Source organism: Streptomyces sp. NPDC087300, from assembly GCF_044744425.1.
Classification (GTDB): Bacteria; Actinomycetota; Actinomycetes; order Streptomycetales; family Streptomycetaceae; genus Streptomyces.
Genome location: NZ_JBIUYI010000012.1, coordinates 238700 through 264603, shown reverse-complemented (window position 1 = coordinate 264603; position 25904 = coordinate 238700). Strand labels below are relative to the sequence as shown.

37 protein-coding genes and 1 pseudogene are annotated in these 25904 nt (G+C 66.1%); 5 read left to right on the top strand and 33 right to left on the bottom strand.

Translation table 11 applies throughout. The features are described from left to right. Nucleotides 1–13: 13 nt before the first annotated feature. The 33 genes and pseudogenes from rpsK to rpsL all read right to left on the bottom strand — a co-directional run bounded on the left by rpsK (nt 14) and on the right by rpsL (nt 19755). Nucleotides 14–418 (bottom strand): 30S ribosomal protein S11, encoded by a 405-nt coding sequence (gene rpsK, locus ACIO9J_RS38590; protein WP_003948617.1) that lies wholly within the window; start codon nt 416–418, stop codon nt 14–16. Nucleotides 419–483: 65 nt separating this feature from the next. Then, complete coding sequence (rpsM, locus tag ACIO9J_RS38585) at nt 484–864, bottom strand: 30S ribosomal protein S13 (RefSeq protein ID WP_030782528.1); 381 nt, start codon at nt 862–864, stop codon at nt 484–486. A 202-nt stretch (nt 865–1066) separates the two neighbouring features. Continuing rightward, a complete protein-coding gene (rpmJ, locus tag ACIO9J_RS38580; protein WP_003948619.1) occupies nt 1067–1180 on the bottom strand; it encodes a 50S ribosomal protein L36 in 114 nt (37 codons plus the stop codon). A gap of 58 nt (nt 1181–1238) precedes the next feature. Then, nucleotides 1239–1460, bottom strand: a complete 222-nt coding sequence (infA, locus tag ACIO9J_RS38575) for a translation initiation factor IF-1 (protein ID WP_003948620.1) — start codon at nt 1458–1460, stop codon at nt 1239–1241. Nucleotides 1461–1645: 185 nt separating this feature from the next. Continuing rightward, nucleotides 1646–1804: pseudogene (locus tag ACIO9J_RS38570) on the bottom strand (type I methionyl aminopeptidase); the annotation flags it as partial. Nucleotides 1805–1907: 103 nt separating this feature from the next. Continuing rightward, on the bottom strand, nt 1908–2744 hold the full coding sequence (gene map / locus ACIO9J_RS38565; protein WP_402009732.1) for a type I methionyl aminopeptidase: 837 nt from the start codon (nt 2742–2744) through the stop codon (nt 1908–1910). 116 nt (nt 2745–2860) lie between these two features. Next, the gene (locus ACIO9J_RS38560; RefSeq protein ID WP_402009730.1) at nt 2861–3514 is read right to left on the bottom strand and encodes an adenylate kinase; all 654 of its coding nucleotides are present in this window, start codon (nt 3512–3514) and stop codon (nt 2861–2863) included. Beyond that, nucleotides 3514–4827, bottom strand: a complete 1314-nt coding sequence (secY, locus tag ACIO9J_RS38555) for a preprotein translocase subunit SecY (RefSeq protein WP_055553518.1) — start codon at nt 4825–4827, stop codon at nt 3514–3516. Before secY ends, ACIO9J_RS38560 begins: the two co-directional genes overlap by 1 nt. A 226-nt stretch (nt 4828–5053) precedes the next feature. After that, complete coding sequence (rplO, locus tag ACIO9J_RS38550; RefSeq protein ID WP_098244248.1) at nt 5054–5509, bottom strand: 50S ribosomal protein L15; 456 nt, start codon at nt 5507–5509, stop codon at nt 5054–5056. 1 nt (nt 5510) lies between these two features. Further along, nucleotides 5511–5693: a 50S ribosomal protein L30 gene (rpmD, locus tag ACIO9J_RS38545; RefSeq protein ID WP_055553514.1), complete on the bottom strand. Its 183-nt coding sequence runs from the start codon at nt 5691–5693 to the stop codon at nt 5511–5513. Continuing rightward, nucleotides 5693–6295, bottom strand: a complete 603-nt coding sequence (rpsE, locus tag ACIO9J_RS38540) for a 30S ribosomal protein S5 (RefSeq protein WP_055553512.1) — start codon at nt 6293–6295, stop codon at nt 5693–5695. The genes rpmD and rpsE overlap by 1 nt, the downstream gene beginning before the upstream one ends. 41 nt (nt 6296–6336) lie before the next feature. Further along, nucleotides 6337–6720 carry a 50S ribosomal protein L18 gene (gene rplR, locus ACIO9J_RS38535; protein WP_402009727.1) on the bottom strand — a complete coding sequence of 128 codons (384 nt, stop codon included), beginning with the start codon at nt 6718–6720 and terminating at the stop codon, nt 6337–6339. Nucleotides 6721–6723: 3 nt separating this feature from the next. Next, a complete protein-coding gene (gene rplF / locus ACIO9J_RS38530) occupies nt 6724–7263 on the bottom strand; it encodes a 50S ribosomal protein L6 (protein WP_098244247.1) in 540 nt (179 codons plus the stop codon). A 21-nt stretch (nt 7264–7284) separates the two neighbouring features. Then, entirely contained in the window at nt 7285–7683 is a 399-nt protein-coding gene (rpsH, locus tag ACIO9J_RS38525; RefSeq protein WP_135332559.1) for a 30S ribosomal protein S8, read from the bottom strand. A gap of 221 nt (nt 7684–7904) precedes the next feature. After that, nucleotides 7905–8090, bottom strand: coding sequence for a type Z 30S ribosomal protein S14 (locus ACIO9J_RS38520; RefSeq protein WP_003948630.1), 186 nt, complete (start codon nt 8088–8090; stop codon nt 7905–7907). 5 nt (nt 8091–8095) lie between these two features. Further along, nucleotides 8096–8653 (bottom strand): 50S ribosomal protein L5, encoded by a 558-nt coding sequence (rplE, locus tag ACIO9J_RS38515; protein ID WP_055553506.1) that lies wholly within the window; start codon nt 8651–8653, stop codon nt 8096–8098. Continuing rightward, the gene (rplX, locus tag ACIO9J_RS38510) at nt 8653–8976 is read right to left on the bottom strand and encodes a 50S ribosomal protein L24 (protein WP_016645174.1); all 324 of its coding nucleotides are present in this window, start codon (nt 8974–8976) and stop codon (nt 8653–8655) included. The genes rplE and rplX overlap by 1 nt, the downstream gene beginning before the upstream one ends. A gap of 2 nt (nt 8977–8978) precedes the next feature. After that, a complete protein-coding gene (rplN, locus tag ACIO9J_RS38505; protein WP_003974257.1) occupies nt 8979–9347 on the bottom strand; it encodes a 50S ribosomal protein L14 in 369 nt (122 codons plus the stop codon). A gap of 128 nt (nt 9348–9475) precedes the next feature. Beyond that, a complete protein-coding gene (gene rpsQ, locus ACIO9J_RS38500; RefSeq protein WP_361164950.1) occupies nt 9476–9763 on the bottom strand; it encodes a 30S ribosomal protein S17 in 288 nt (95 codons plus the stop codon). After that, on the bottom strand, nt 9763–9987 hold the full coding sequence (rpmC, locus tag ACIO9J_RS38495; RefSeq protein ID WP_402009724.1) for a 50S ribosomal protein L29: 225 nt from the start codon (nt 9985–9987) through the stop codon (nt 9763–9765). Before rpmC ends, rpsQ begins: the two co-directional genes overlap by 1 nt. Further along, a complete protein-coding gene (rplP, locus tag ACIO9J_RS38490) occupies nt 9987–10406 on the bottom strand; it encodes a 50S ribosomal protein L16 (protein WP_059424836.1) in 420 nt (139 codons plus the stop codon). Before rplP ends, rpmC begins: the two co-directional genes overlap by 1 nt. A gap of 5 nt (nt 10407–10411) precedes the next feature. Next, nucleotides 10412–11254, bottom strand: coding sequence for a 30S ribosomal protein S3 (gene rpsC, locus ACIO9J_RS38485; RefSeq protein ID WP_402009722.1), 843 nt, complete (start codon nt 11252–11254; stop codon nt 10412–10414). Then, entirely contained in the window at nt 11254–11601 is a 348-nt protein-coding gene (gene rplV / locus ACIO9J_RS38480) for a 50S ribosomal protein L22 (RefSeq protein WP_004571827.1), read from the bottom strand. Before rplV ends, rpsC begins: the two co-directional genes overlap by 1 nt. A gap of 42 nt (nt 11602–11643) precedes the next feature. Beyond that, nucleotides 11644–11925, bottom strand: a complete 282-nt coding sequence (gene rpsS, locus ACIO9J_RS38475) for a 30S ribosomal protein S19 (protein WP_018528354.1) — start codon at nt 11923–11925, stop codon at nt 11644–11646. A gap of 12 nt (nt 11926–11937) precedes the next feature. Next, complete coding sequence (gene rplB / locus ACIO9J_RS38470) at nt 11938–12774, bottom strand: 50S ribosomal protein L2 (RefSeq protein ID WP_055698225.1); 837 nt, start codon at nt 12772–12774, stop codon at nt 11938–11940. 39 nt (nt 12775–12813) lie between these two features. Further along, nucleotides 12814–13233, bottom strand: coding sequence for a 50S ribosomal protein L23 (rplW, locus tag ACIO9J_RS38465; RefSeq protein ID WP_055553493.1), 420 nt, complete (start codon nt 13231–13233; stop codon nt 12814–12816). Next, nucleotides 13233–13886: a 50S ribosomal protein L4 gene (gene rplD / locus ACIO9J_RS38460; protein ID WP_402009721.1), complete on the bottom strand. Its 654-nt coding sequence runs from the start codon at nt 13884–13886 to the stop codon at nt 13233–13235. The genes rplW and rplD overlap by 1 nt, the downstream gene beginning before the upstream one ends. Before the next feature lie 8 nt (nt 13887–13894). Then, entirely contained in the window at nt 13895–14539 is a 645-nt protein-coding gene (gene rplC / locus ACIO9J_RS38455; RefSeq protein WP_098244244.1) for a 50S ribosomal protein L3, read from the bottom strand. Nucleotides 14540–14553: 14 nt separating this feature from the next. Next, nucleotides 14554–14862 carry a 30S ribosomal protein S10 gene (gene rpsJ, locus ACIO9J_RS38450; protein WP_003948644.1) on the bottom strand — a complete coding sequence of 103 codons (309 nt, stop codon included), beginning with the start codon at nt 14860–14862 and terminating at the stop codon, nt 14554–14556. A gap of 544 nt (nt 14863–15406) precedes the next feature. Continuing rightward, nucleotides 15407–16600, bottom strand: coding sequence for an elongation factor Tu (gene tuf, locus ACIO9J_RS38445; protein WP_055553487.1), 1194 nt, complete (start codon nt 16598–16600; stop codon nt 15407–15409). A gap of 144 nt (nt 16601–16744) precedes the next feature. Next, entirely contained in the window at nt 16745–18871 is a 2127-nt protein-coding gene (fusA, locus tag ACIO9J_RS38440) for an elongation factor G (protein ID WP_402009719.1), read from the bottom strand. A gap of 39 nt (nt 18872–18910) precedes the next feature. Next, nucleotides 18911–19381: a 30S ribosomal protein S7 gene (gene rpsG, locus ACIO9J_RS38435; protein WP_003974303.1), complete on the bottom strand. Its 471-nt coding sequence runs from the start codon at nt 19379–19381 to the stop codon at nt 18911–18913. A 2-nt stretch (nt 19382–19383) separates the two neighbouring features. Next, the gene (rpsL, locus tag ACIO9J_RS38430) at nt 19384–19755 is read right to left on the bottom strand and encodes a 30S ribosomal protein S12 (RefSeq protein WP_003948652.1); all 372 of its coding nucleotides are present in this window, start codon (nt 19753–19755) and stop codon (nt 19384–19386) included. Nucleotides 19756–20167: 412 nt separating this feature from the next. Between rpsL and ACIO9J_RS38425 the strand changes: the two genes are divergently transcribed. From ACIO9J_RS38425 to ACIO9J_RS38405, 5 genes are all read left to right on the top strand, one after another. Continuing rightward, nucleotides 20168–20881 (top strand): Crp/Fnr family transcriptional regulator, encoded by a 714-nt coding sequence (locus ACIO9J_RS38425; RefSeq protein ID WP_402009717.1) that lies wholly within the window; start codon nt 20168–20170, stop codon nt 20879–20881. Nucleotides 20882–21013: 132 nt separating this feature from the next. Further along, entirely contained in the window at nt 21014–21796 is a 783-nt protein-coding gene (locus ACIO9J_RS38420; RefSeq protein ID WP_402009715.1) for a hypothetical protein, read from the top strand. Further along, nucleotides 21793–24021 (top strand): hypothetical protein, encoded by a 2229-nt coding sequence (locus tag ACIO9J_RS38415; RefSeq protein WP_402009713.1) that lies wholly within the window; start codon nt 21793–21795, stop codon nt 24019–24021. The genes ACIO9J_RS38420 and ACIO9J_RS38415 overlap by 4 nt, the downstream gene beginning before the upstream one ends. Nucleotides 24022–24074: 53 nt before the next feature. Then, on the top strand, nt 24075–25364 hold the full coding sequence (locus ACIO9J_RS38410; RefSeq protein ID WP_402009711.1) for a hypothetical protein: 1290 nt from the start codon (nt 24075–24077) through the stop codon (nt 25362–25364). An 83-nt stretch (nt 25365–25447) separates the two neighbouring features. Beyond that, nucleotides 25448–25900: a Pycsar system effector family protein gene (locus ACIO9J_RS38405; RefSeq protein WP_402009710.1), complete on the top strand. Its 453-nt coding sequence runs from the start codon at nt 25448–25450 to the stop codon at nt 25898–25900. Nucleotides 25901–25904: the final 4 nt, after the last annotated feature.

Sequence of the window (25904 nt, the reverse complement as noted above, 5' to 3'; positions counted from 1 at the left end):
GTGCTGAAAAAGATCAGACGCGGCGGCGCTTGGGCGGACGGCAGCCGTTGTGCGGCGTGGGCGTCACGTCCTGGATCGAGCCGACCTCAAGACCGGTCGCCTGCAGCGAACGGATCGCGGTCTCACGGCCGGAGCCGGGACCCTTGACGAAGACGTCGACCTTGCGCATGCCGTGCTCCTGGGCGCGACGGGCAGCCGACTCGGCGGCCATCTGCGCGGCGAACGGCGTGGACTTGCGCGAGCCCTTGAAACCGACGTGGCCGGCGGAGGCCCACGAGATCACGTTGCCGGTCGGGTCCGTGATGGACACGATCGTGTTGTTGAACGTGCTCTTGATGTGAGCGTGCCCGTGGGCGACGTTCTTCTTTTCCTTGCGGCGCACCTTCTTGGCAGCGCCCTGACGACCCTTGGGGGGCATCTATAACTCCTACGGGAGGTGGTCGGTCCTGCAGCGTCAGCTGTCGATAGACCGCTGAGCGAGGACTACTTCTTGCCCGGCTTCTTCTTACCGGCGATGGCGCGACGCGGGCCCTTGCGGGTGCGGGCGTTCGTGCTGGTGCGCTGACCGCGGACCGGCAGACCACGACGGTGACGGAGACCCTGGTAGCAACCGATCTCGACCTTGCGGCGGATGTCGGCCTGGATCTCGCGACGGAGGTCACCCTCGGTCTTGATGTTGGCGTCCACGTACTCACGGATCTTGACGAGGTCTTCCTCGGTCAGATCGCGGACGCGGGTGTTGCGGTCCACCTCGGTGGCGTCCAGCGTCTGCTGGGCCAGCGTGCGGCCGATGCCGAACACGTAGGTGAGGGCGACCTCGATGCGCTTCTCGCGCGGGAGGTCAACACCTTCAACGCGTGCCATTCATGGCTCCTGTTGATTCTTCGGAGGTCTTCAGCAGAACCACTCCCAGGTGCCGTTCCCTTGTGAAAAGGGTTGGTACATCCTGAGTCCCCGGCCTCCGACCGGGGGTGCCGCCCTCCATTACCGAAGGAACTGAAGAGGGACGGGTTCTGCGTATCTACTTACTTGCGTCGCGCGAAAATCTGCGAACTGCAGTCGTGCGTCAGCCCTGGCGCTGCTTGTGGCGCGGGTTGTCGCAGATGATCATGACCCGGCCGTGACGGCGGATCACCCTGCACTTGTCGCAGATCTTCTTGACGCTCGGCTTGACCTTCATTGGGTGAGGTTCTCCGGGTCAGTGCCACCACCCCGCGCGAGCGGGATGCGGGCAAGATCTACTTGTACCGGTAGACGATCCGGCCACGCGTCAGGTCGTACGGAGACAGCTCCACCACGACCCGGTCGTCAGGGAGGATGCGGATGTAGTGCATACGCATCTTGCCGCTGATGTGTGCCAGGACCTGGTGGCCGTTCTGGAGCTCCACCTTGAACATGGCGTTCGGAAGAGACTCGACGACAGTGCCTTCGATCTCGATGGCACCTTGCTTCTTGGCCACGCTTCGCCCTTCGAATCGACTACCTTGATCGACTTCGTTCCCCGTATGCAGACACACGGATGCACGAGAGCCGACGCGTCAGTCTACGTCAGTGCACTCGGAAAGACGAATCGAGAAAGTTTGCCCCACAACAAAGATCGTTAAGCAAACAGGCTCGCGCGACCGTCCCGGCGAACTGAGTCACCTCAGCCGAGCGGATCCGGCGCCACGGAAACCCCGTACTCCGCCAGCTTCGCCCTGCCGCAGTCCGGCGACGTCAGCACGATCGGGCCCTCCTCCGTCAGCGCGACGGAGTGCTCCCAGTGCGAGGACCAGGTCCCGTCCGTCGTGATGACCGTCCAGTCGACCATTTCCAGACGCCCCTCTCGCGGGCTCGGCGCCGGGGCGCCTCACAAGCTTCGAGCGGCTGCGCCGGACTCCGTCCGCCGGACCGGGCTCGGCAGCGCGTCAGCCCAACGGATCCGGCGCCACGGAAACCCCGTACTCCGCCAGCTTCGCCCTGCCGCAGTCCGGCGACGTCAGCACGATCGGGCCCTCCTCCGTCAGCGCGACGGAGTGCTCCCAGTGCGAGGACCAGGTCCCGTCGGTCGTGATGACCGTCCAGTCGTCCTCCAGCACTTCGGTGCGGGGGGTACCGAGGGAGACCATCGGCTCGATGGCCAGGCAGAGGCCGGGGACCAGCTTCGGGCCCTTGCCGCGGCGGCGCTCGACGTAGTTCAGGAGGTGCGGGTCCATGTGCATCTCGGTGCCGATGCCGTGGCCGCCGTAGTCCTCGACGATGCCGTACTTGCCGCCGCCGGGCTTCGGCTGGCGGCGGATGTACGTCTCGATGGCGCGGGAGATGTCGACGAGGCGGTTGCCCTGCTTCATGGCGGCCAGGCCGGCCCACATCGACTCCTCGGTCACCCGGGAGAGCTCGATCAGCTCCGGGGCGTGACCGGTGCCGACGAACGCGGTGTACGCCGCGTCACCGTGCCAGCCGTCGATGATCGCGCCGGCGTCGATGGAGATGATGTCGCCGTCCTTGAGGACGGTCTTCTCGTCGGGGATGCCGTGCACGACGACCTCGTTGACCGAGGTGCAGATCGTCGCGGGGAAGCCGCCGTAGCCGAGGAAGTTGGACTTCGCGCCGTGCTCGGCGATGACCTTGCGCGCGACGTCGTCGAGGTCCTTCGTGGTGGCACCGGGCACCGCGGCCTCACGGGTCGCGGCGTGGATGGCGGCGACGACAAGGCCCGCCTCACGCATCTTCGCGATCTGCTCGGGGGTCTTGATCTGCACCATGGGACTTCCGCTCTCCGTCATCCGTCAACGACCGGCTACGCACACACGAACCGGGTACGTAGACAACAGTACGGCCGCGGTCCCCTCACGGGCACCGCGGCCGAACAGCGTACTGGCTACTTGTCGCCCTTGAGGGCGTCCATCGCGCGCTCCGTGACCTCTTCCACCTTGCCGAGCGCGGAGATCGTCACGACCAGACCCTGGGTCCGGTAGTAGTCGATGATCGGCTCGGTCTGCGTGTGGTAGACCTCGAGGCGCTTGCGGACGGTGTCCTCGCTGTCGTCCTCGCGCTGGTACAGCTCGCCGCCGCAGACGTCACAGACACCCTCGGTCTTCGGCTGCGCGTACGTCACGTGGAAGACGTGGCTGGAGTGCTTGCGGCAGATGCGCCGCCCCGCGATCCGCTTGACGACCTCGTCCTCGGGGACCTCCAGGTCCAGGACGGCGTCGAGCTTCACGTCGTCGGCCTTGAGGGCCACGTCCAGCGCCTCGGCCTGCGACACGTTCCGCGGGAAGCCGTCGAGCAGGAAGCCGTTCTCGGCGTCCGGCTGGGCCATGCGGTCCTTCGCCATGCCGATGGTCACCTCGTCGGGGACGAGGTTCCCGGCGTCCATGTACGCCTTCGCCTGCTTGCCGAGCTCCGTGCCCTGGCTGATGTTGGCACGGAAGAGGTCGCCCGTGGAGATGTGCGGGATCGACAGGTTCTTGGCGAGGTACGCGGCCTGCGTGCCCTTGCCCGCACCGGGCGGCCCGACGAGGACGATTCGCATCAGCGGAGGAACCCTTCGTAATTGCGCTGCTGGAGCTGGCTCTCGATCTGCTTCACGGTTTCCAGACCCACACCCACGATGATGAGGATGCTCGTCCCGCCGAACGGGAAGTTCTGGTTAGCCCCGAAGCCCACCAACGCCATCGTCGGCACAAGAGCGATCAGACCCAGATACAGCGAACCCGGCCATGTGATCCGGTTGAGTACGTAGCTCAGGTACTCAGCGGTCGGACGGCCAGCCCGGATGCCCGGGATGAAGCCACCATACTTCTTCATGTTGTCGGCGACTTCCTCGGGGTTGAAGGAGATCGCGACGTAGAAGAAGGCGAAGAAGACGATCAGAACGAAGTACGTGGCGATGTAAATCGGGTGGTCACCCTTGGTCAGGTTCGCCTCGATCCACGTCTTCCAGCCGGACTGGCCACCCGCGAACTGGGCGACGAGAGCCGGGATGTAGAGCAGTGACGAGGCGAAGATCACAGGGATGATGCCCGCCTGATTGACCTTCAGCGGAATGTACGTCGACGTTCCGCCGTAGGAACGGCGGCCGATCATTCGCTTCGCGTACTGGACGGGAATGCGGCGCTGCGCCTGCTCGACGAAGACCACCAGACCGACCATGACGAGACCGACCGCGATCACGGTGCCGAACTCGATCCAGCCGCCCGCGAGGTCACCCTGCTGCTTGATGGCCCACAGGGCGCTCGGGAAGGTGGCGGCGATCGAGATGAACATCAGGATGGACATGCCGTTGCCGATGCCGCGGTCGGTGATGAGCTCACCGAGCCACATCACACAGGCCGTACCGGCGGTCATCGTGATGACCATCGTGACGGTGACGAAGATCGACTGGTCGGGCACGATCTCGCTGGCGACCGAGCAGCCCTGGAACAGGGTGCCGGTGCGGGCGGTGGCGACCAGGCCCGTGCCCTGAAGGATCGCGAGCGCGATGGTCAGGTAGCGCGTGTACTGCGTGATCTTCGCCGTGCCGGCCTGGCCCTCCTTCTTGAGGGCCTCGAGCCGGGGGATCACCACGGTCAGCAGCTGCAGAATGATGCTCGCCGTGATGTACGGCATGATGCCGAGGGCGAAGATCGTGATCTGGAGCAGCGCGCCACCACTGAACATGTTGACGAGACCGAACAGGCCCTGGTTCGAGTTGGCCTGGTCGATGCACTGCTGGACGTTGGTGTAGTCAACTCCCGGAATCGGCACGTGCGTACCGATCCGGTAGATCACGATGATCCCGAGCGTGAAGAGCAGCTTCTTGCGCAGGTCGGGCGTCTTGAACGCCCGGGCGAACGCGGTGAGCACGGTGCCTCCTGCGACCCCCGCGCGCGTGCGCCAGAGGTGGTGGTCTGAGGTTCGACGAATACGTATCAGTCAAGAAAACCGTGCGGACAGACCGCACGGAGCTTAGACAGTGCACGCCACCTTACCGGCGACCGTGCCCCCCTTGGAACGACCAACCGGGGATGCCCCTTTTGTGGGGCATCCCCGGTTGGGAATCGCTCATGTCATCGACACGTCTGAGGGAATATCAGACGAGCTCGGTGACGGTACCGCCCGCGGCGGTGATCTTCTCCTTGGCGGAGCCGGAGACGGCGTCAACCGTCACCTGCAGCGCCACGGTGACCTCACCCTGGCCGAGGACCTTGACGAGGCTGTTCTTGCGAACCGCACCCTTGGCCACGAGGGCCTCGACGGTGACCTCGCCACCCTCGGGGAACAGCGCGCTCAGCTTGTCGAGGTTCACGACCTGGAACTCGGTCTTGAACGGGTTCTTGAAGCCCTTGAGCTTCGGGAGACGCATGTGGAGGGGCATCTGGCCACCCTCGAAGCGCTCCGGAACCTGGTAACGGGCCTTGGTGCCCTTGGTACCACGACCAGCGGTCTTACCCTTGGACGCCTCACCACGACCCACACGGGTCTTGGCGGTCTTGGCGCCCGGGGCGGGCCGGAGGTTGTGGACCTTCAGCGGGTTCTGCTCCGCCATGTCAGTCGACCTCCTCAACCGTCACGAGGTGGCGGACGGTGTGCACCATTCCGCGGAACTCGGGGCGGTCCTCCTTGACGACCTGCGTGTTGATCCCCTTGAGACCAAGGGAGCGCAGGGTGTCGCGGTGGTTCTGCTTGCTGCCGATGTACGACTTCGTCTGCGTGACCTTGAGGCGAGCCATTACGCACCCGCCCCGGCACGTGCACGAAGGAGAGCCGCGGGGGCGACGTCCTCGAGGGGCAGACCACGGCGAGCCGCGATCTCCTCGGGACGCTGCAGGCCCTTGAGGGCCGCCACGGTCGCGTGCACGATGTTGATCGCGTTGTCGGAGCCCAGGGACTTCGACAGGATGTCGTGCACGCCGGCGCACTCGAGCACGGCACGCACCGGGCCACCGGCGATAACACCGGTACCGGGGGAAGCAGGCTTGAGCAGGACGACGCCCGCGGCCTTCTCGCCCTGGATCGGGTGCGGGATGGTGCCCTGGATACGGGGGACCTTGAAGAAGTGCTTCTTGGCCTCCTCAACACCCTTGGCGATGGCGGCCGGCACCTCCTTGGCCTTGCCGTAACCGACACCCACGGTGCCGTCACCATCGCCCACTACGACGAGCGCAGTGAAGCTGAAGCGACGACCACCCTTCACAACCTTGGCGACACGGTTGATCGCGACAACGCGCTCAACGTATGCGGTCTTCTCGGCGGCAGCGCCACCGTCGCGACCCTTCCGGTCCCGCCGCTCGCCGCCACCGGCACCGCCACCGCGGCGCTGGGGTCCAGCCATTGGAATTACCTCTCTCTGTTTCCGCTAGCTACGGAACCGACTCAGAACTTGAGTCCGGCTTCGCGGGCGGCGTCCGCCAGGGCGGCGATGCGCCCGGCGTACTGGTTACCACCACGGTCGAACACGACAGCCTCGACACCGGCGGCCTTGGCGCGCTCGGCGACCAGGGCGCCGACCGACTTGGCAGCCGCGGACTTGTCGCCCTCGGCACCGCGGATCGTGGTGTCCAGGGTCGAGGCCGACGCAAGGGTGTGACCCTTGATGTCGTCGATGACCTGGGCCACGATGTGGCGGTTGGAGCGCGTCACGACCAGGCGCGGACGCTCAGCCGTACCCGAGATGTGCTTACGGATGCGGATGTGACGACGCTTGATGGCAGCACGCTTGTAAGCGTCGCCCTTAGCAATCTTGACACCGTATGCCATGGCTTACTTACCCGCCTTTCCGACCTTGCGGCGGATGACTTCGCCTTCGTACTTGACGCCCTTGGCCTTGTACGGGTCGGGCTTGCGCAGCTTGCGGATGTTGGCCGCAACCTCGCCGACCTTCTGCTTGTCGATGCCCTCGACCGAGAACTTGGTCGCCGATTCGACCTTGAAGGAGATGCCCTCGGGCGCCTCGATCAGGATCGGGTGGCTGTAGCCGAGCGAGAACTCCAGGTTGGAGCCCTTCGCCAGGACGCGGTAACCGACACCGCTGATTTCGAGCTTCTTCACGTAACCCTGGGTCACGCCGGTGATCATGTTCGCCACCAGCGTGCGGGACAGGCCGTGCAGGGCCTTGTTCTGACGCTCGTCGTTCGGGCGGGTGACGTTCAGAACGCCGTCCTCACCCTTAGCGATCTCGATCGGCGCGACGACGGTGTGGCTCAGGGAACCCTTGGGGCCCTTGACCGCGACCGTCTGGCCGTCGATGGTGACGTCCACGCCGGCGGGAACCGTGATGGGGAGCTTGCCAATACGCGACATTAGCTATTCCTCCGTTCCCGACTACCAGACGTAGGCGAGGACTTCCCCACCTACGCCCTTCTTGCCTGCCTGCTGGCCGGTCAGGAGACCGTGCGACGTGGAGATGATCGCCACGCCGAGGCCGCCGAGGACCTTCGGCAGGTTGGTGGACTTCGCGTAAACCCGGAGACCGGGCTTGGAGATCCGCTTGATGCCCGCGATGGAGCGCTCACGGTTCGGGCCGAACTTCAGCTCGAGAACGAGGTTCTTGCCGACCTCGGCGTCCTCGACCTTCCAGCCCGTGATGAAGCCCTCCTGCTGGAGGATCTCCGCGATGTGAGACTTGATCTTGCTGTGCGGCATACCCACGGTGTCGTGGTACGCCGAGTTCGCGTTACGCAGACGAGTCAGCATGTCCGCGATCGGATCAGTCATGGTCATGAATTGGCCTTCGGCCTCTCTCGCCGTGGTTTCCTATCTGCGCCATCCCTCTCCCCACTCAGAGGCGGGACGGGTGCGGCGCGGGGACCTACGGCGTAGTAAGTCGGTCAGGGCGGCAGACGCCCAACCCTCCTAGCCTAAGCCATGTGGAGGACGGCATCTGCCAACCCTTTACTTACCGAGAGATCCAGACAATCCCGTATGCCCAAGGGGCAGTGGGACTACCAGGAGCTCTTGGTCACGCCCGGCAGCTCGCCACGGTGAGCCATCTCACGAAGGCACACGCGGCACAGGCCGAACTTGCGGTACACGGAGTGCGGGCGGCCGCAGCGCTGGCAGCGGGTGTAGCCACGCACACCGAACTTGGGCTTACGAGCAGCCTTGGCAATCAGAGCCTTCTTCGCCATCTCGCTTACGCCTCCTTGAACGGGAAGCCGAGGTGACGAAGGAGCGCACGGCCCTCAGCGTCGTTGGTCGCCGTGGTCACCACGGTGATGTCCATACCCCGGACGCGGTCGATCTTGTCCTGGTCGATCTCGTGGAACATGACCTGCTCCGTGAGACCGAAGGTGTAGTTGCCACGGCCGTCGAACTGCTTGGGGGACAGACCACGGAAGTCGCGGATGCGCGGCAGCGCGAGCGACAGGGTGCGGTCCAGGAACTCCCACATGCGGTCGCCACGGAGCGTGACGTGGCAGCCGATCGGCTGGCCCTCGCGCAGCTTGAACTGCGCGATGGACTTCCGGGCCTTCGTCACGGCCGGCTTCTGACCGGTGATCGTGGTCAGGTCGCGGATGGCGCCGTCGATCAGCTTCGAGTCACGGGCGGCGTCGCCGACACCCATGTTCACCACGATCTTGACCAGGCCGGGGGTCTGCATGACGTTCTCGTAGGAGAACTCTTCCTGCAGCTTGCCCGCGATCTCCTCGCGGTACTTCGTCTTGAGACGCGGAGTGGTGGTGGTCGTCATCAGATGTCCTCACCCGTCCGCTTGGCAACGCGGATCTTGTTGCCCTCGTCGTCGAAGCGGTAACCGACACGCGTGACAACCTTGTTGCCGTCCTTCTCCACGACCAGCTGGACGTTGGAGACGTGGACGGGGGCCTCGGTGGTCACGATGCCGCCGGCCTGCGAGCCGCTGGCGGTCGGGCCGGCCTTCGTGTGCTTCTTGACCCGGTTGACACCCTCGACCAGGACGCGCTCGTCGCGCGGGTAAGCGGCAATGACCTTGCCCTGCTTGCCCTTGTCCTTACCGGTGATGACCTGGACCAGGTCGCCCTTCTTGATCTTCATGCTTACAGCACCTCCGGCGCGAGCGAGATGATCTTCATGAACTTCTTCTCGCGCAGCTCACGGCCGACGGGGCCGAAGATACGGGTGCCGCGAGGGTCGCCGTCGTTCTTCAGAATGACGGCGGCGTTCTCGTCGAAGCGGATGTACGAGCCGTCCGGACGGCGGCGCTCCTTGACGGTGCGAACGATGACCGCCTTGACGACGTCACCCTTCTTCACGTTGCCACCGGGGATCGCGTCCTTGACGGTGGCGACGATGACGTCACCGATGCCCGCGTAGCGGCGACCCGAGCCACCGAGAACACGAATGGTGAGAATTTCCTTCGCACCCGTGTTGTCGGCGACGCGAAGTCGCGACTCCTGCTGGATCACGTCTATCTCCTGTTTGTCTGCCGGTTCCCCCGGGGCAGTTCAGTGAACTGCCCCGGGAGCCTGGCGGAACGAACTCTGCGGGAAACCCCTCAGAGCTGTACTTGTCGGAATTCCCTTGCGGGAATTGCCTACTTGGCCTTCTCGAGGATCTCGACGATGCGCCAGCGCTTCGTCGACGACAGCGGACGCGTCTCCATGAGGAGGACACGGTCGCCGACGCCGGCAGCGTTCTGCTCGTCGTGCGCCTTGAGCTTGTTCGTACGGCGGATGACCTTGCCGTACAGCGCGTGGGTCACGCGGTCCTCGACAGCGACGACGACGGTCTTGTCCATCTTGTCGCTGACGACGAGACCCTGACGGGTCTTGCGGAAGCCGCGCGCGGCCTTCGTCTCTTCAGTCACGTTGCTCTCGCTCATCAGGCGCTCTCCACCGTCTCGATGCCCAGCTCGCGCTCACGCATCAGGGTGTAGATCCGCGCGATGTCCTTGCGGACGGCCTTGAGCCGACCGTGGTTCTCGAGCTGGCCCGTCGCCGCCTGGAAGCGGAGGTTGAACAGCTCTTCCTTGGCCTCGCGGAGCTTGTTGACAAGCTCCTCGTCGCCCAGTTCGCGCAGCTCGGACGCCTTAATTCCCGCCGACATCACGCTTCACCTGCCTCGCGCTTAACGATCTTGCACTTCATCGGCAGCTTGTGCGCTGCACGAGTCAGCGCCTCACGCGCGATCTTCTCGTTGGGGTACGACAGCTCGAACATCACGCGTCCGGGCTTGACGTTGGCGACCCACCACTCCGGGGAACCCTTACCGGAACCCATGCGGGTCTCGGCAGGCTTCTTGGTGAGGGGGCGGTCCGGGTAAATGTTGATCCAGACCTTGCCGCCACGCTTGATGTGACGCGTCATGGCGATACGAGCGGCCTCGATCTGACGGTTCGTCACGTACGCCGGGGTGAGGGCCTGAATGCCGTACTCACCGAACGCAACCTGCGTGCCACCCTTGGACATACCGCTGCGCTTCGGGTGGTGCTGCTTGCGGTGCTTGACCCTACGGGGGATCAGCATTTCGGTCAGGCCTCCGTTCCGGTGCTCTCAGCAGCCGGAGCGGCAGCGGCGGGAGCCTCGGCCTTGGGGGCCTCGGCAGCCGGCGCGGACTGCTGCTGCGGCTTGCGGCCGCGGCCGCCACGCTCGCCACCACGGCCACCACGGGCCGGGCGGTCGTTGCCGCCACCGCGGGCCGGGCGGTTACCCGCACGGGCAGCGGCGTTCTCGGCGCGGACCTCGGCGATGTTCTTGACGTCGCCCTTGTAGATCCAGACCTTCACGCCGATGCGGCCGAAGGTCGTCTTGGCCTCGAAGAAGCCGTAGTCCACGTTCGCGCGGAGCGTGTGCAGGGGCACACGGCCCTCGCGGTAGAACTCCGAGCGGGACATCTCGGCGCCGCCGAGACGACCGCCACACTGGATCTTGATGCCCTTGGCGCCCGCCTTCATCGCCGACTGCATGCTCTTACGCATGGCGCGGCGGAAGGAGACGCGGGAGGACAGCTGCTCCGCGACGGCCTGGGCCACGAGCTGAGCGTCGACCTCGGGGTTCTTGACCTCGAGGATGTTCAGCTGGACCTGCTTGCCCGTGAGCTTCTCGAGGTCACCGCGGATGCGGTCGGCCTCGGCGCCACGACGGCCGATGACGATGCCGGGACGAGCGGTGTGGATGTCCACACGCACGCGGTCACGGGTGCGCTCGATCTCCACCTTCGAGATGCCGGCGCGCTCCATGCCGGACGTCATCATCCGACGGATGGCGACGTCTTCCTTGACGTAGTCCTTGTACAGCTTGTCGGCGTACCAACGCGACTTGAAGTCGGTCGTGACACCGAGCCGGAACCCGTGCGGGTTTACCTTCTGGCCCATTACCGGGTTCCTTCCTTGCTGCTGACGACCACGGTGATGTGGCTGGTCCGCTTACGGATCCGGTAGGCACGGCCCTGGGCGCGCGGACGGAACCGCTTCAGGGTCGGGCCCTCATCCACGTACGCCTCGCTGATGACCAGCGAAGAGGCGTCGGTGTGGTCGTAGTTGTGCGCGGCGTTGGCAATGGCGCTGTCAAGCACCTTGCCGACCGGCACGCTCGCGGCCTGCGGGGCGAAACGCAGGACCGCCTGAGCCTCCGTGGCATCCATGCCACGGATGAGGTCCACCACGCGGCGGGCCTTCATGGGCGTGACGCGGATGTACCGCGCCTGGGCCCTGGCTTCCATGGTTGTCCCTTCGGTGTTAGTCATAGTCGATTCCACCCCGCCTTAGCGGCGCTTCGACTTCCGGTCGTCCTTGACGTGACCCCGGAAGGTGCGCGTCGGCGAGAACTCGCCGAGCTTGTGGCCGACCATCGACTCGGTGACGAACACCGGGATGTGGGTCTTGCCGTTGTGCACCGCGATGGTGTGACCCAGCATGCTGGGGATGATCATCGAGCGACGGGACCAGGTCTTGATGACGTTCTTGGAACCGGCTTCGTTCTGAGCGTCCACCTTCTTCACGAGGTGGCCGTCAACGAAGGGTCCCTTCTTGAGACTGCGCGGCATCTAAACCCGCTCCTAGCGCTTCTTGTTCGACTTGCGGCGGCGGACGATGTACTTGTTGCTCGCCTTGTTGCGATCACGAGTACGACCCTCCTTCTTGCCCCACGGCGAGACCGGGTGGCGACCACCGGAGGTCTTGCCTTCACCACCACCGTGCGGGTGGTCGACCGGGTTCATCACGACACCACGCACGGTCGGGCGAACGCCCTTCCAGCGCATACGGCCGGCCTTGCCCCAGTTGATGTTCGACTGCTCGGCGTTGCCGACCTCGCCGATGGTGGCGCGGCAGCGAACGTCGACCAGGCGGATCTCACCGGACGGCATGCGAAGGTGCGCCATGGCGCCTTCCTTCGCGAGCAGCTGCACGGAGGCACCCGCGGAGCGGGCGAACTTCGCGCCGCCGCCGGGCCGCAGCTCGATGGCGTGGATGGTCGTACCGACCGGGATGTTGCGCAGCGCCATGTTGTTGCCGGGCTTGATGTCGGCGCCAGGGCCGCTCTCAATCCGGTCACCCTGCTGCGTACCGCGCGGGGCGAGGATGTAGCGCTTCTCGCCGTCCGCGTAGTGCAGCAGCGCGATGCGCGCGGTGCGGTTGGGGTCGTACTCGATGTGCGCGACCTTGGCCGGCACGCCGTCCTTGTCGTGACGACGGAAGTCGATCACGCGGTAGGCGCGCTTGTGTCCGCCACCCTGGTGACGAACGGTGATCCGACCGGCGTTGTTACGGCCGCCCTTGCTGTGCAGCGGGCGAACCAGCGACTTCTCCGGCGTGGACCGCGTTACCTCGACGAAGTCGGCGACGCTGGAGCCACGACGGCCCGGCGTAGTCGGCTTGTACTTGCGGATTCCCATTTCTCAGTCCTCGTCCGATATTCGGACCAGGGCGCTCCGTTAGGAGGCCTGGCCGAAGATGTCGATACGGTCGCCCTCAGCAAGGGTCACGATGGCGCGCTTGGTGTCGGCACGCTTGCCGAACCCGGTGCGCGTGCGCTTCCGCTTGCCCTGACGGTTGATCGTGTTGACCCCGGTGACCTTGACCGAGAAGACCGCCTCGACGGCCTGCTTGATCTGGGTCTTGTTGGAGCCGGGGGCCACGATGAACGTGTACTTGCCCTCGTCGAGCAGCGCGTACGACTTCTCGGAGACGACCGGCTTGACGAGGACGTCGCGCGGGTCCGAGAAGGACTTGCTCAGCGGGGTGGGCTCAACAGCGATCTTGCCCTCGGTCGCGATGCGCTTCGCCTTGGCGACGCGCGCGGCCTTGGCGGCCTTCGCAGCCTTGGACGCGATGCTCTGGTGACGAATAGCCATCAGGCTTCGCTCCCTTCGGTCTCATTGGCCTTGGGGCCAGACACGAAGGACTCGAAGGCGGCCTTGGTGAAGACCACGTCGTCCGAGACGAGCACGTCGTACGTGTTCAGCTGGCCCGGCTCCAGGATGTGCACCTGGGGCAGGTTGCGGGCGGAGAGCAGCGAAGTCTCGTCCGCGCGGTCGATGACCAGGAGCACGTTCTTGCGCTCGCTGACCTTGCCGAGCAGCGTCTTCGCGGCCTTCGTGGAGATGTCGCCCTCGACCACGTTGGTGACAACGTGGATGCGAGCGTTGCGGGCCCGGTCGGTGAGGGCGTGGCGCAGGGCCGCGGCCTTCATCTTCTTCGGGGTCCGCTGCGAGTAGTCACGCGGCTGCGGGCCGTGGACAACGCCACCGCCGGCGAACTGCGGCGCACGGGTCGAACCCTGGCGCGCGCGGCCGGTGCCCTTCTGGCGGTACGGCTTCTTGCCGCCACCACGGACTTCGCCGCGGCGCTTGGTCTTGTGCGTGCCCTGACGGGCAGCGGCCAGCTGCGCGACGACGACCTGGTGGATCAGCGGAATGCTGATCTTCTCGACGTCGAAGATCTCCGCGGGGAGCTCGACCGTCCCGGTCTTGTCGCCTGCCGGCGAAAGGATGTCAATGGTGCTCATGGGTTACCTCAGGCCCCCTTGGCCGCAGTACGGACCAGGACGAGGCCGCCGTTCGGACCAGGAACCGCGCCCTTGATGAGCAGCAGGCCCTTCTCCGCGTCAACGGCGTGGACGGTCAGGTTCTGGGTGGTGACCCGCTCGCTGCCCATGCGACCGGCCATGCGCTGGCCCTTGAACACACGGCCAGGCGTGGCGCAGCCACCGATGGAACCGGGCTTGCGGTGCACGCGGTGGGCACCGTGGGAGGCCTTGCCACCGGCGAAGTTGTGACGCTTCATCACACCGGCGAAGCCCTTGCCCTTGCTCTTGCCGGTGACGTCGACCTTGATACCGGCCTCGAACGTCTCGGCAGTCAGCTCCTGGCCGAGGACGTACTCGCTGGCACCAGCGGTACGGATCTCGACGAGGTGGCGACGGGGGGTCACGTCGGCCTTGGCGAAGTGGCCCTTGAGGGGCTTGTTCACCTTGCGCGGGTCGATCTCGCCGAAGGCGATCTGGACCGACTCGTAGCCGTCGCTGTCATTCGTACGGACCTGGGTAACGACGCAGGGTCCGGCCTTGACCACGGTCACCGGGACGACACGGTTGTTCTCGTCCCAGACCTGGGTCATGCCGAGCTTCTCGCCCAGGATGCCCTTGATCTGCTTGGTCATCTTCTCCGCGCCCTTCAGAGCTTGATCTCGATGTCAACGCCGGCCGGAAGGTCCAGGCGCATCAGCGAGTCAACGGTCTTGGGGGTCGGGTCGAGGATGTCGATCAGACGCTTGTGCGTGCGCATCTCGAAGTGCTCGCGCGAGTCCTTGTACTTGTGCGGCGACTTGATGACGCAGTACACGTTCTTCTCAGTGGGCAGCGGCACCGGGCCCGCGACCGACGCACCAGTACGCGTCACCGTCTCGACGATCTTCTTCGCCGAGGAGTCGATGACCTCGTGGTCGTAGGCCTTGAGCCGGATGCGGATCTTCTGTCCCGCCATGGCTACTTAGTAGTCCTTCGTCTCGAACGCTCTGGCTCCCCGGTAGGTCCTTTTTTCCACTTCCTCCGACCCACGCGGTCGGGCGTGTCGCAGTCCCGCCCACACAGATCTCCCGAAGGATTTCCCTGCTAGGGGCTGCGGCCCTTGATGACCACGGGTCCGGGGGAAGAAACCCACCGGGCGCCTGGCCGAGCCACCGCACTGCACTTCCCGAAAGATTCCCGTACGTCCGCCACAGCGCTGCCTGCGGGCCTTGCGGCCTTTCGACAGATGTGGCGACGAGTACTGTGGGACTCGCTTCCGGTCCTCCCGGCGGGAGGCGCACAGCATCGGCACTCAACCGAGCAACCTGAACAGTGTGCCATACGGGGCATGCCGAAGGCCAATCGGGCCGAACTGTCAAGCTGCCACGGCCGACATCGCGTACGCAAAGGGCCGTCCGGTCCATAGCAAAGAGCCCCGCCCACCCGAAGGTGTGCGGGGCTCTTCGCTGCGCTCAGTTCAGAGCGACCGGGTCTCCCCGATCTCCAAGCAAGCGGGAAGCTTACTTGTTGATCTTGATGACCTGGCCGGCGCCGACGGTCCGGCCACCCTCACGGATGGCGAACTTCAGGCCCTCTTCCATCGCGACGGGCTGGATGAGCTCAACGGTCATCTCAGTGTTGTCGCCCGGCATGACCATCTCGGTGCCCTCGGGGAGGGTCACGACGCCGGTCACGTCCGTGGTGCGGAAGTAGAACTGCGGGCGGTAGTTGTTGAAGAACGGGGTGTGACGGCCACCCTCGTCCTTCGACAGGATGTAGGCCTGGGCCTCGAACTCGGTGTGCGGCGTGACCGAACCGGGCTTGATGATGACCTGGCCGCGCTCGACGTCCTCGCGCTTGATGCCACGGAGGAGCAGACCGACGTTCTCACCGGCCTGGCCCTCGTCGAGCAGCTTGCGGAACATCTCGATGCCGGTGACCGTGGTGGTGGTCTTCTCCTGCTTGATGCCCACGATGTCAACGGTCTCGTTGACCTTGAGGATGCCGCGCTCGATACGACCGGTGACGACGGTGCCACGACCGGTGATCGTGAAGACGTCCTCGATCGGCATCAGGAACGGCTTGTCGACGTCACGCTCGGGCTGCGGGATGGACTCGTCGACGGCCTTCATCAGGTTGAGGACGGACTCACCCCACTCCTTGTCGCCCTCGAGCGCCTTGAGCGCCGAGACCTTGACGACCGGCAGGTCGTCGCCCGGGAACTCGTACTCGGAGAGGAGCTCACGGACCTCGAGCTCGACGAGCTCCAGGATCTCCTCGTCGTCCACCATGTCGGCCTTGTTCAGGGCGACGACGATGTACGGAACGCCGACCTGGCGGGCCAGGAGCACGTGCTCCTTGGTCTGCGGCATCGGGCCGTCGGTGGCGGCGACCACGAGGATGGCGCCGTCCATCTGCGCGGCACCCGTGATCATGTTCTTGATGTAGTCCGCGTGACCGGGGCAGTCGACGTGCGCGTAGTGACGGTCCTCGGTCTGGTACTCGACGTGCGCGATCGAGATCGTGATACCGCGCTGGCGCTCCTCGGGAGCCTTGTCGATCTGGTCGAAGGCCGAGGCCTCGTTCAGGTCGGGGTACGCGTCGTGCAGCACCTTGGTAATGGCGGCCGTGAGGGTCGTCTTACCGTGGTCAATGTGACCGATGGTGCCGATGTTGACGTGCGGCTTAGTCCGCTCGAACTTTGCCTTCGCCACTGAATCCTCCTGCGGAGTGGTTCTGTACGCCTTGCTTCATCGGCGCCAGGTGATCTTTGCTGGGAAGCCAGCCGCCGGGGTTCTTGCCCGAGGGGTTCGAACCCCGGCGGATGGTGTCAAGCCTAAAGCGTGAACTCGGGTGAGTTACTCGCCCTTGGCCTTCGCGATGATCTCCTCGGCGACGTTCCGCGGAACCTCGGCGTAGGAGTCGAACTGCATTGAGTAGCTTGCGCGACCCGACGTCTTGCTGCGGAGGTCTCCGACGTAGCCGAACATCTCCGAGAGGGGCACGAGGCCCTTCACGACGCGAGCGCCGCTGCGCTCCTCCATGGCCTGGATCTGGCCACGGCGGGAGTTGATGTCACCGATGACATCGCCCATGTAGTCCTCGGGCGTGGTGACCTCGACGGCCATCATCGGCTCGAGCAGCACGGGCTTGGCCTGCCGCGCGGCCTCCTTGAAGGCCTGCGAACCGGCGATCTTGAAGGCGAGCTCGGAGGAGTCGACCTCGTGGTAGGCACCGTCGAGAAGGATGACGCGGACGCCAGTCATCTCGTAGCCGGCCAGGATGCCGAACTGCATGGCCTCCTGCGCACCGGCGTCCACCGACGGGATGTACTCCCGCGGGATGCGGCCACCGGTGACCTTGTTCACGAACTCGTACGACGCGTCGCCGTCGAGGATCGGCTCGATCGCGATCTGCACCTTGGCGAACTGACCGGTACCACCGGTCTGCTTCTTGTGGGTGTAGTCCACGCGCTCGACGGCCCGACGGATCGTCTCGCGGTAGGCGACCTGCGGCTTGCCGACGTTCGCCTCGACGCGGAACTCGCGCTTCATGCGGTCGACGAGCACCTCGAGGTGAAGCTCGCCCATACCACCGATGATGGTCTGGCCGGTCTCCTCGTCCGAGTGCACCTGGAAGGAGGGGTCCTCCTCCGAGAGGCGCTGGATGGCGACACCCAGCTTCTCCTGGTCACCCTTGGACTTCGGCTCGATGGCGACCTGGATGACCGGCGCCGGGAAGTCCATGGACTCCAGGATCACCGGCTGCTTGTCGTCACAGAGCGTCTCGCCCGTGGTGGTCTGCTTCAGACCCATGACGGCGACGATGTCACCGGCGCCCACCGACTCGATCTCCTCACGCTTGTTCGCGTGCATGCGGTAGATCTTGCCGATGCGCTCCTTCTTGCCCTTGACGGAGTTCAGCACCGCGGTGCCGGAGTCCAGGCGGCCGGAGTAGATCCGGACGAAGGTGAGCTTGCCGAGGTGCGGGTCGCTCGCGATCTTGAACGCGAGAGCCGAGAGCGGCTCCTCGTCAGAAGGCTTGCGCTTGACGACGACCTCGGGGTCCTTGACGTCGTGGCCCTCGATGGCCTCGACGTCCAGGGGCGACGGCAGGTAACGCACGACCGCGTCGAGCAGGGGCTGAACGCCCTTGTTCTTGAACGCGGTGCCGCAGAACACGGGGGTGACGGTGGTGTCGCCGCCCTTGCCGGAGGCGATGGTGATGCGACGGATCGCCGCGTACAGCTGCTCCTCGGTGGGCTCCTGGCCCTCCAGGTACAGCTCCATCATCTGCTCGTCGTTCTCCGCGACCGCCTCGAGCAGCTTGCCGCGGTACTCCTCGGCAGCCTCGGTGTGCGTGTCGGGGATGTCGACGATGTCGTAGGCCTCGCCCATCTTGGTCTCGGCGGACCAGACGAAGGCCTTCATCGTGACGAGGTCGACGACACCCTTGAAGTCAGCCTCTGCGCCGATGGGCAGCTGCATGACGATGGGGGTCGCACCGAGGCGGTCGACGATCATGTCGACGCAGCGGTGGAACTCGGCACCCGTACGGTCGAGCTTGTTGACGAAGCAGATGCGCGGGACGCCGTAGCGGTCGGCCTGACGCCACACGGTCTCGGACTGCGGCTCGACACCGGCGACGCCGTCGAACACCGTCACGGCACCGTCGAGTACACGGAGCGAACGCTCTACCTCGACGGTGAAGTCGACGTGACCCGGGGTGTCGATGATGTTGATGGTGTGGTCGACGTCGTTCATCGGCCAGTGACAGGTGGTGGCAGCAGAGGTGATCGTGATGCCACGCTCCTGCTCCTGCTCCATCCAGTCCATGGTCGCGGCGCCGTCGTGGACCTCACCGATCTTGTACGAGACACCGGTGTAGAACAGGATCCGCTCGGTGGTCGTCGTCTTGCCCGCGTCGATGTGAGCCATGATGCCGATGTTGCGCACCTTGGCCAGGTCAAGTGAAGTGGTAGCCATATCGGCTCAGTCTTCTCTCGGTCTCGATGGGGGTAGCGACTACCAGCGGTAGTGCGCGAAGGCCTTGTTGGACTCGGCCATCTTGTGGGTGTCCTCACGCTTCTTCACAGCGGCACCAAGGCCGTTGGAGGCGTCGAGGAGCTCGTTGAGCAGACGCTCGGTCATGGTCTTCTCGCGACGGGCGCGGGAGTAACCGACCAGCCAGCGCAGGGCGAGCGTGTTCGCACGACCCGGCTTGACCTCGATCGGGACCTGGTAGGTCGCGCCACCGACACGGCGGGACTTGACCTCGAGAGTCGGCTTGATGTTTTCCAGCGCGCGCTTCAGCGTGATGACCGGGTCGTTACCGGTCTTCTCGCGCAGGCCCTCCATGGCGCCGTACACGATGCGCTCGGCGGTGGAGCGCTTGCCGTTCAGCAGCACCTTGTTGATGAGGGAGGTCACCAGAGGAGAACCGTAGACCGGGTCGATGATGACCGGGCGCTTCGGGGCGGGGCCCTTACGAGGCATTCTTACTTCTCCTTCTTGGCGCCGTAGCGGCTGCGGGCCTGCTTGCGGTTCTTGACGCCCTGGGTGTCAAGGGAGCCGCGGATGATCTTGTAACGAACACCCGGCAGGTCCTTCACACGGCCACCACGCACGAGCACGATGGAGTGCTCCTGCAGGTTGTGTCCCTCACCCGGAATGTAGGCCGTGACCTCGATCCCGGAGGTCAGACGCACACGCGCGACCTTACGGAGGGCCGAGTTCGGCTTCTTCGGGGTGGTCGTGAACACACGCGTGCAGACGCCACGGCGCTGGGGCGAACCCTCGAGTGCGGGCGTCTTGTTCTTCTCGACCTTGTCCTGCCGGCCCTTACGGACCAGCTGCTGGATCGTAGGCACTACTTCTCCGGTTTCTGTGTGCCGAATAGTAAAGCTAACCTGGAACGTCGCCGACCCACGCGGTCGGGTGTGTCGAATGCTGCAGACTCCCGCCGCAAGGCGGAAAGGGGCGCAGATTACGGTGGCCGTTCTCGGACTCGCGATGCGGTTGAAGACACGCGCACGAGCCCAGGCACACCCCAGGCACAAGGTCTGAGCGTACCTACCTCATCGGGGTTGGTCAAAACAAATGCGGTGGGGGGCGACACGCCGGGCTTTTCGACTCCCGATCCGACCATCAGGGCGCCCCCCTCTCGCCGCCGAAGCTCCCGCGCGCGTTACAGCGCTTCCAGCACGTCACGCGCGCCCGTTTGATGTCATGCACACAGTCAGTACGGTGATCCTTCCGTTGAGTGACGATCGGGGAGGGCCCATGGCAGGCGCGTACTTACCGGGCGGGGGCCTGGACGATCAAGTGCCCTTCCTCGCGAGGCTGGAGCGTGAGGACCGATCCACGCTCCTGGCCTTGGGGAACGAACTGCGCTTCGGGCCACGCGTCGCGCTCCTGCACGAACGTGAGCCGTCATCCCATGTGCTGTTGATCGTGCAGGGCTGGTCCAAGGTGACCGCTGCCGCGCCCAATGGGTACGAGGCCCTGCTCGCCCTGCGGGGTCCCGGCGACATCATCGGTGAGTCCGCCGCCCTTACCGGGCGACCACGGTCGGCGACCGTGACAGCACTGGAGCAGGTCCGCGCCGTGGCCGTGCAGCGCGAAGCCTTCACCGACTTCCTTGCCCACTCCCCCGCGGTCTCGTTCGCCCTCCTCGGGCTCACATCCGACCGCACCCGAGCCGCCGACCGGCGACGCCTCGAGTTCGCCTCGATGGGTGTGCGGGAAAGGTTCGCCGTTCTGCTGCTCGACCTGGCACGCACCCACGGGCGCCGTACCGACGAGGGCATCGAGCTTTCCGTGCCCTTGAGTAAGCAGGAGCTCGCGGGCTCCGTGGGTGCGTCCCGGGAGATGGTCCAACGCCTCCTGAAGGAGCTGCGCACACGCGGGGCCGTGGTCACCGGACGACGCGCGCTGCTGATCGCGCGTCCGGACGTCCTTCGCCGCATCGCAGGAGCCGAGCCCACGGACATGTGACCGCACGCCACAGCGTGTGCGGAGCGGTTCTGTGCACACGTTCACAGTTCGAGTGCGTCATCGTCCCTCACGACGGCGGGTTCTCCGGCGCCAAGCTGCTGCACGGCACAGCTCCCCGACCGAGAGGCGACCATGAGCGACCCCGTGAGCCGGACGATCCTCCTGCTCGACATCGAGAAGTACAGCGCCCGGGACGACGTGGAGCAGGCGTACCTCCGGCGCATGCTCTACGGCATCACCGACCGCGCCCTGGAGAGCGCCGGCATCGACAAGACGGTGCGGCTGCGCGCCGACCGCGGTGACTCCGTCATGGAACTGATCGATGCCGGCGCTTCGGTGATCGCACTGCTGCGTGCCTTGCTGACCGAGGTTCCGGTGCAACTGCGCGCGGTGAACCGCACTGCGTCGACATCCGCTCAGATCAGGCTCCGAGCCGTACTCGCGACGGGCTACGTCGCCGTCGACGAGCTCGACGGCTGGGTGGGCTCCGACCTCAATCTCGCCTGCCGCCTGCTCGACGGCGACCCCCTGCGCGCGGCTCTGCGGGAACGCTCGGACGACTTCGCCCTGTGCGTGTCGGAGAGCGTGCACCGCGGAATCATCCAGCACGACTATCCAGGTGTCCCCGCGGACTCCTTCCACGCGATCACGGTGCCCAGCAAGAACGGTCCCCTGCTCGCGTGGCTGCACGGACGTGTTCCCGAGCACGTGGGCCGTCAGCACGACGCCGACAGCCCTGCGCAGGAGCCTCGCCGGCCGTCGCGCGAGCCCTCTCCTGTCACCTTTCTCGGCGGCTCCCCGTCTTTCGGCGGCAGTTTCGTCAACGGCGACCAGCACGGCGTGAGCGGCGGAACCGTGAACGGAGACGTCCATCTCGGGGGCGGCGGGGCCGGCGGAAAGGGTGACCGGGGATGAGTGCGGGCGAGCCGGGAGCCAGGCAGGCACCCGGAGCAGCCACCGGACCTCAGCAGCGCGGCGGTGACAAGGAAAGCCCCGCAGCTCCGCAGTCCGGCCCCGAGGCCTCGGACGCCGAAGGCACCGAAACCAAGGAACCCGAGCAGGACCAGCCGCAGGAGGCGTGGTCCGCCCGCAGGGATCTGGTGGACCACAGCCCGAAGGCCATGGGCGTCGGCTCCAACGCGCGCTTCGGTGGCAGCCTGGTCGCCGGCGACCAGCACGGCGTCAGCGGCGGTCGGGTCGCCGGCGACGTGATCATGGGCAGCAAGACCGTCTACCACTTCGGGGTCTCCGCCACGAGCCACGGCTCCGGCGAGGTGCCGCAGCCGACACTGGACCGGCTGGCCCCCTACTTCGTCGCGGACGAGACCTTCTTCGACGGCCTCCTGATGCGGCTTCGCGCGGAACGGGTCCTCGTGCTCTCCGGCTCCCACTTCACCGGCCGCCGGACCGCGGCCCTGATGCTGCTCCACCGCTTGGGCGTCTCCCCCATCCGCACTCTCGTACGCGACACCACCCCGGCACAGCTCGTCCAGCAGCTGAGTGACGACCAGCACCAGGCCAAGGGATACGTGCTGTGCGACTTGACCACGCGCCGCGACCAGCCCCTCAGGGAGCCGCATCTCCTTGCGGCCCGCGCCCAACTGGTCGAGGACGACGCGTACATGGTCATCACGGTCGGCCCCACCGCCGCTCTGGAGGACATCGTCGCCATCGAGTGGCGTCCGCCGAGCCCGGATAACGTACTGACTGCGCACCTGTCGGTGCTGACGGACGAGGTGACAGCACACCAACTCCTCGCGCTCCCGTCCGTCGCGGAGTTCCTCGCCCGTGACCACCAGCTGCGCGAGGTCGCGGCCTTCGCGAAGCACATCAGACGGTACGTGGACGGAGAGATCACCGAGGCGGCCGTCGGGGACTTCTCACTACTGACTCTCGAAAGTCAGGTCCAGGAGTGGTTCGAGGAGAACGAGGAACTCGTTCCGCTCCGGGACAAGGCCTTCCTCGTCGCGCTGGCCGCCTTCGACGGCGGGCCGTACGCGCTCACCGCCGAGCTGAGCGACCTGCTCTACGCCTTCCTGCAGGAGACGGAGAACTCTGCCCACCGGCCCGAGGTCCCGGTGTTCGGCACCCACATCGGCAAGCGCCTGCAACTCGCCCGCGCCCGGCGATATCCGGAGGAGGAGAACACGGAGTGGGGTCCGGTCACCCAGTCGAAGGCCGCTTTCCTCGACGACCGGGTCTCGCTCGTCCTGCTGCGCGAGGTGTGGACGGGGCACCCCTCAGCCAGGCCTGCCCTGGTCAGCTGGCTGCAACGGCTCGCCGGTGACGGCCGGCCGCTGGTCCGCACCCGCGCGGCGTCCACCGTCGCAGTCCTCGCCTATGCGGATCTGCCGTCCACCATGGCGCTGATCATCGAACCGTGGGCCACGTCCCATCTGTTCGGCCGCCGCCTCGTCGCGGTGAACTCGCTGACGCTCGCCCATCTCCTCGAAGCGCCCAACATCCCGAGCATCCTCGACGCCTGGTGCGAGAGCGACGACGAGGGCATGCGCTGGGCGGCGATTCGCGCCTACGGCCTGATCGGCGCGGAACGGCCGAAGCAGACGCTCGCCGCACTCCGCGGCGCCGTACGCATGGAGTACAGGTCGGCCGAGGACGACGAGGGCGACGACATCGATGAGCTCATGGTGGAACAGCTCGCGCAGTCGGTGGAACTGCTGCTGCTCTCGCCCGCCGGAGATGAGGTCCTCTCGGAACTGCTCCGCACGCTCGACGACGACCGGCCCGTGCACGACCTCGCTCTGGGCGGCTTCCTGAGCGCGTGCGCACGGCGGGCAGAGGGGGACCGGCACGGGCGGCCGCTGGTTCTCGACTGGTACACCGCCTCGGCCGCCAACGGCGGCCGAGCGGCCGGCCAGATCGTGTGCCTGTGGCGCTCCGCGCTCGACGACCGCCACCACACGCGGGCCGCCCTCGAGGAACTGAGTACGTGGATCCGCATCGCCGACCAGGATCCCACCAGCGAATGGGCACTCGCCTCCCTGCTCGCCGCCTTGCCCACGACGGCCGCCGAGCGCCAGCGCCTGAGCCATCTCCTGCGCACCATGCGCGGCGAGGATGGCACGGCCCCGCCGCCCGTCGCGGCCCGCCTGGTGTCCGCCGTTCCAGGCCACTCCTGAAGCGCGCAGACCGCAGCCATTCGACGTACGAACCCGCCGAGGAGACAGACACCATGGCTGACTTCCGCCGTCCTCCGGACTGGCAGCAACCCGCCGACCGCCACACCTCGCTGATCGATCCCGTGATCACCGTGCGGCAGCTCTCGCGGTTCGGATTCGCCCGCAAGGCATTGACCAGGATCGATCACGCGCTGGTCTTCTCGACCGCCAAGGGCGAGTACGAGACCTATCTGCCGCCTCTACGCCCGGGGCGCGGCGAAGTCGCGGCGAGGCGGTACACGGCGGTGTACGAGGTGGACATGGGCATCCATCCGCACCGGGCCGAGATCTCCCTGCCCAGCGACAATGACGCCTTCGAATTCATCGCGACCGTCGACCTGTCCTGGCAGGTCGTCGACCCTTCCGCCTTCGTACAGGGCGGCCACCGGGACGTACCCACCCTGCTCCTCGGCGAGCTGCAGCAGGCCACCAGGTCCCTCACGCGACAGTTCGCCATCCACGACAGCGCGGGCGCCGAGGAACAGGCACTGCGCGGCCTCGCCGACCGGCCATCTCCCGGCGCCTCTGTCGGACTGAAGGTGATCTGGACCCTTCGTCTCCGCCGCGATCAGCAGGACATCGAGCACCAGCGCCGACTCCAGTCCATCGGCCACACCTCCGCCGAGCAGATACGTACGGAACAGCTCGGCATGGCGTATGACATCGAGCTCGACCGACGTACCCGCCAGCAGGACGCGTTCCAGGTGGAACGGGCCATGGAGTACGGCCGGCGCGACCAGGAGCTCGTGCTCCAGCGGCAGGAATGGCAACAGGAGCAGGACCGACTGCGCGCCCGTCACGAGGCGGAACTCCGCGAGCTCGACGCCGAGAAGATCGCGTTTTACCAGCGGTACCTGGAGGAGGGCGGCGTCGTCGCCTGGGCGATGCATCTTGCCTCCAACCAGCAGGACTCACGCCTCGTCCTCAACAGCATGCGAGAGGACCAACTCCGCCTGATTCAGGCGAAGATGGAACTGGCGAGGGAACTTCTCAGCGGCGACAACGCCGAGGACTACGAACTGGAGAGCCCCAAGCGGCTCGCGCTGGACGCCATGCACGAGATCTTCAACCAGCACCTCCCGGGGATCCCCGGCTCCCAGCCAGTCCCTCCCCCTTCCTCACCATCGGCGGAGGCTCGGCTTGCCAAGGCGGACCCGCCCGGATCCGCTCCCGAACAAGTGGTTCCCACGGAAGGGCAGGACAGCACCTTTCCGGGCTGGCGGCCGCCCCCGGGATACGACACCTCACCGAGCGCACCAACACCGAAGCGTGACGGCGACGAGCGAGGGGACCACACCTCGTGACCAGCCCCGCCGCTCAGGCACCCACTCCCCGCGCACCGGAGACCGCGCTCGGAGCCAGGACCGCTGAACGCCTCCTCTCCGATATGCGCAGCGAGATCGCCCGGGCGGATGCGAAGGCAGCGGTGCTGGTGACAGCTCTCGGGGTGATGTCAGGCGTTTTCGGCGGTCTGATCGCCCGCAACCAGTGGACACCGGCCGCCCTCTCTGCCCCTGGCTTTTCGACCTGGTGGGCGGGTGTTCTCGCACTCGCCCTCACTCTGCTCGCGCTCCTCATGGCCGTGCTGCCGCGCTACGGAACGAGCACGTGGGCGCCAGGCGCCCCCTTGTCGTACTTCGGCGACATCCAACGGGCCGCCCGCGGAGGCCACTTGGCAGAGGCGCTGATCGACACCGAGCGCGATCCAACGGCGGACGCGATCACCGCACTGGCAGCGACCAGCCGTATCGCCCTGCGCAAGCACCAGTGGGTACGCACCGGCCTGATCACATTCGCCATGGCCTCGGTGCTGCTCCCCGGATCCCTCCTCATCGGCTGAACTT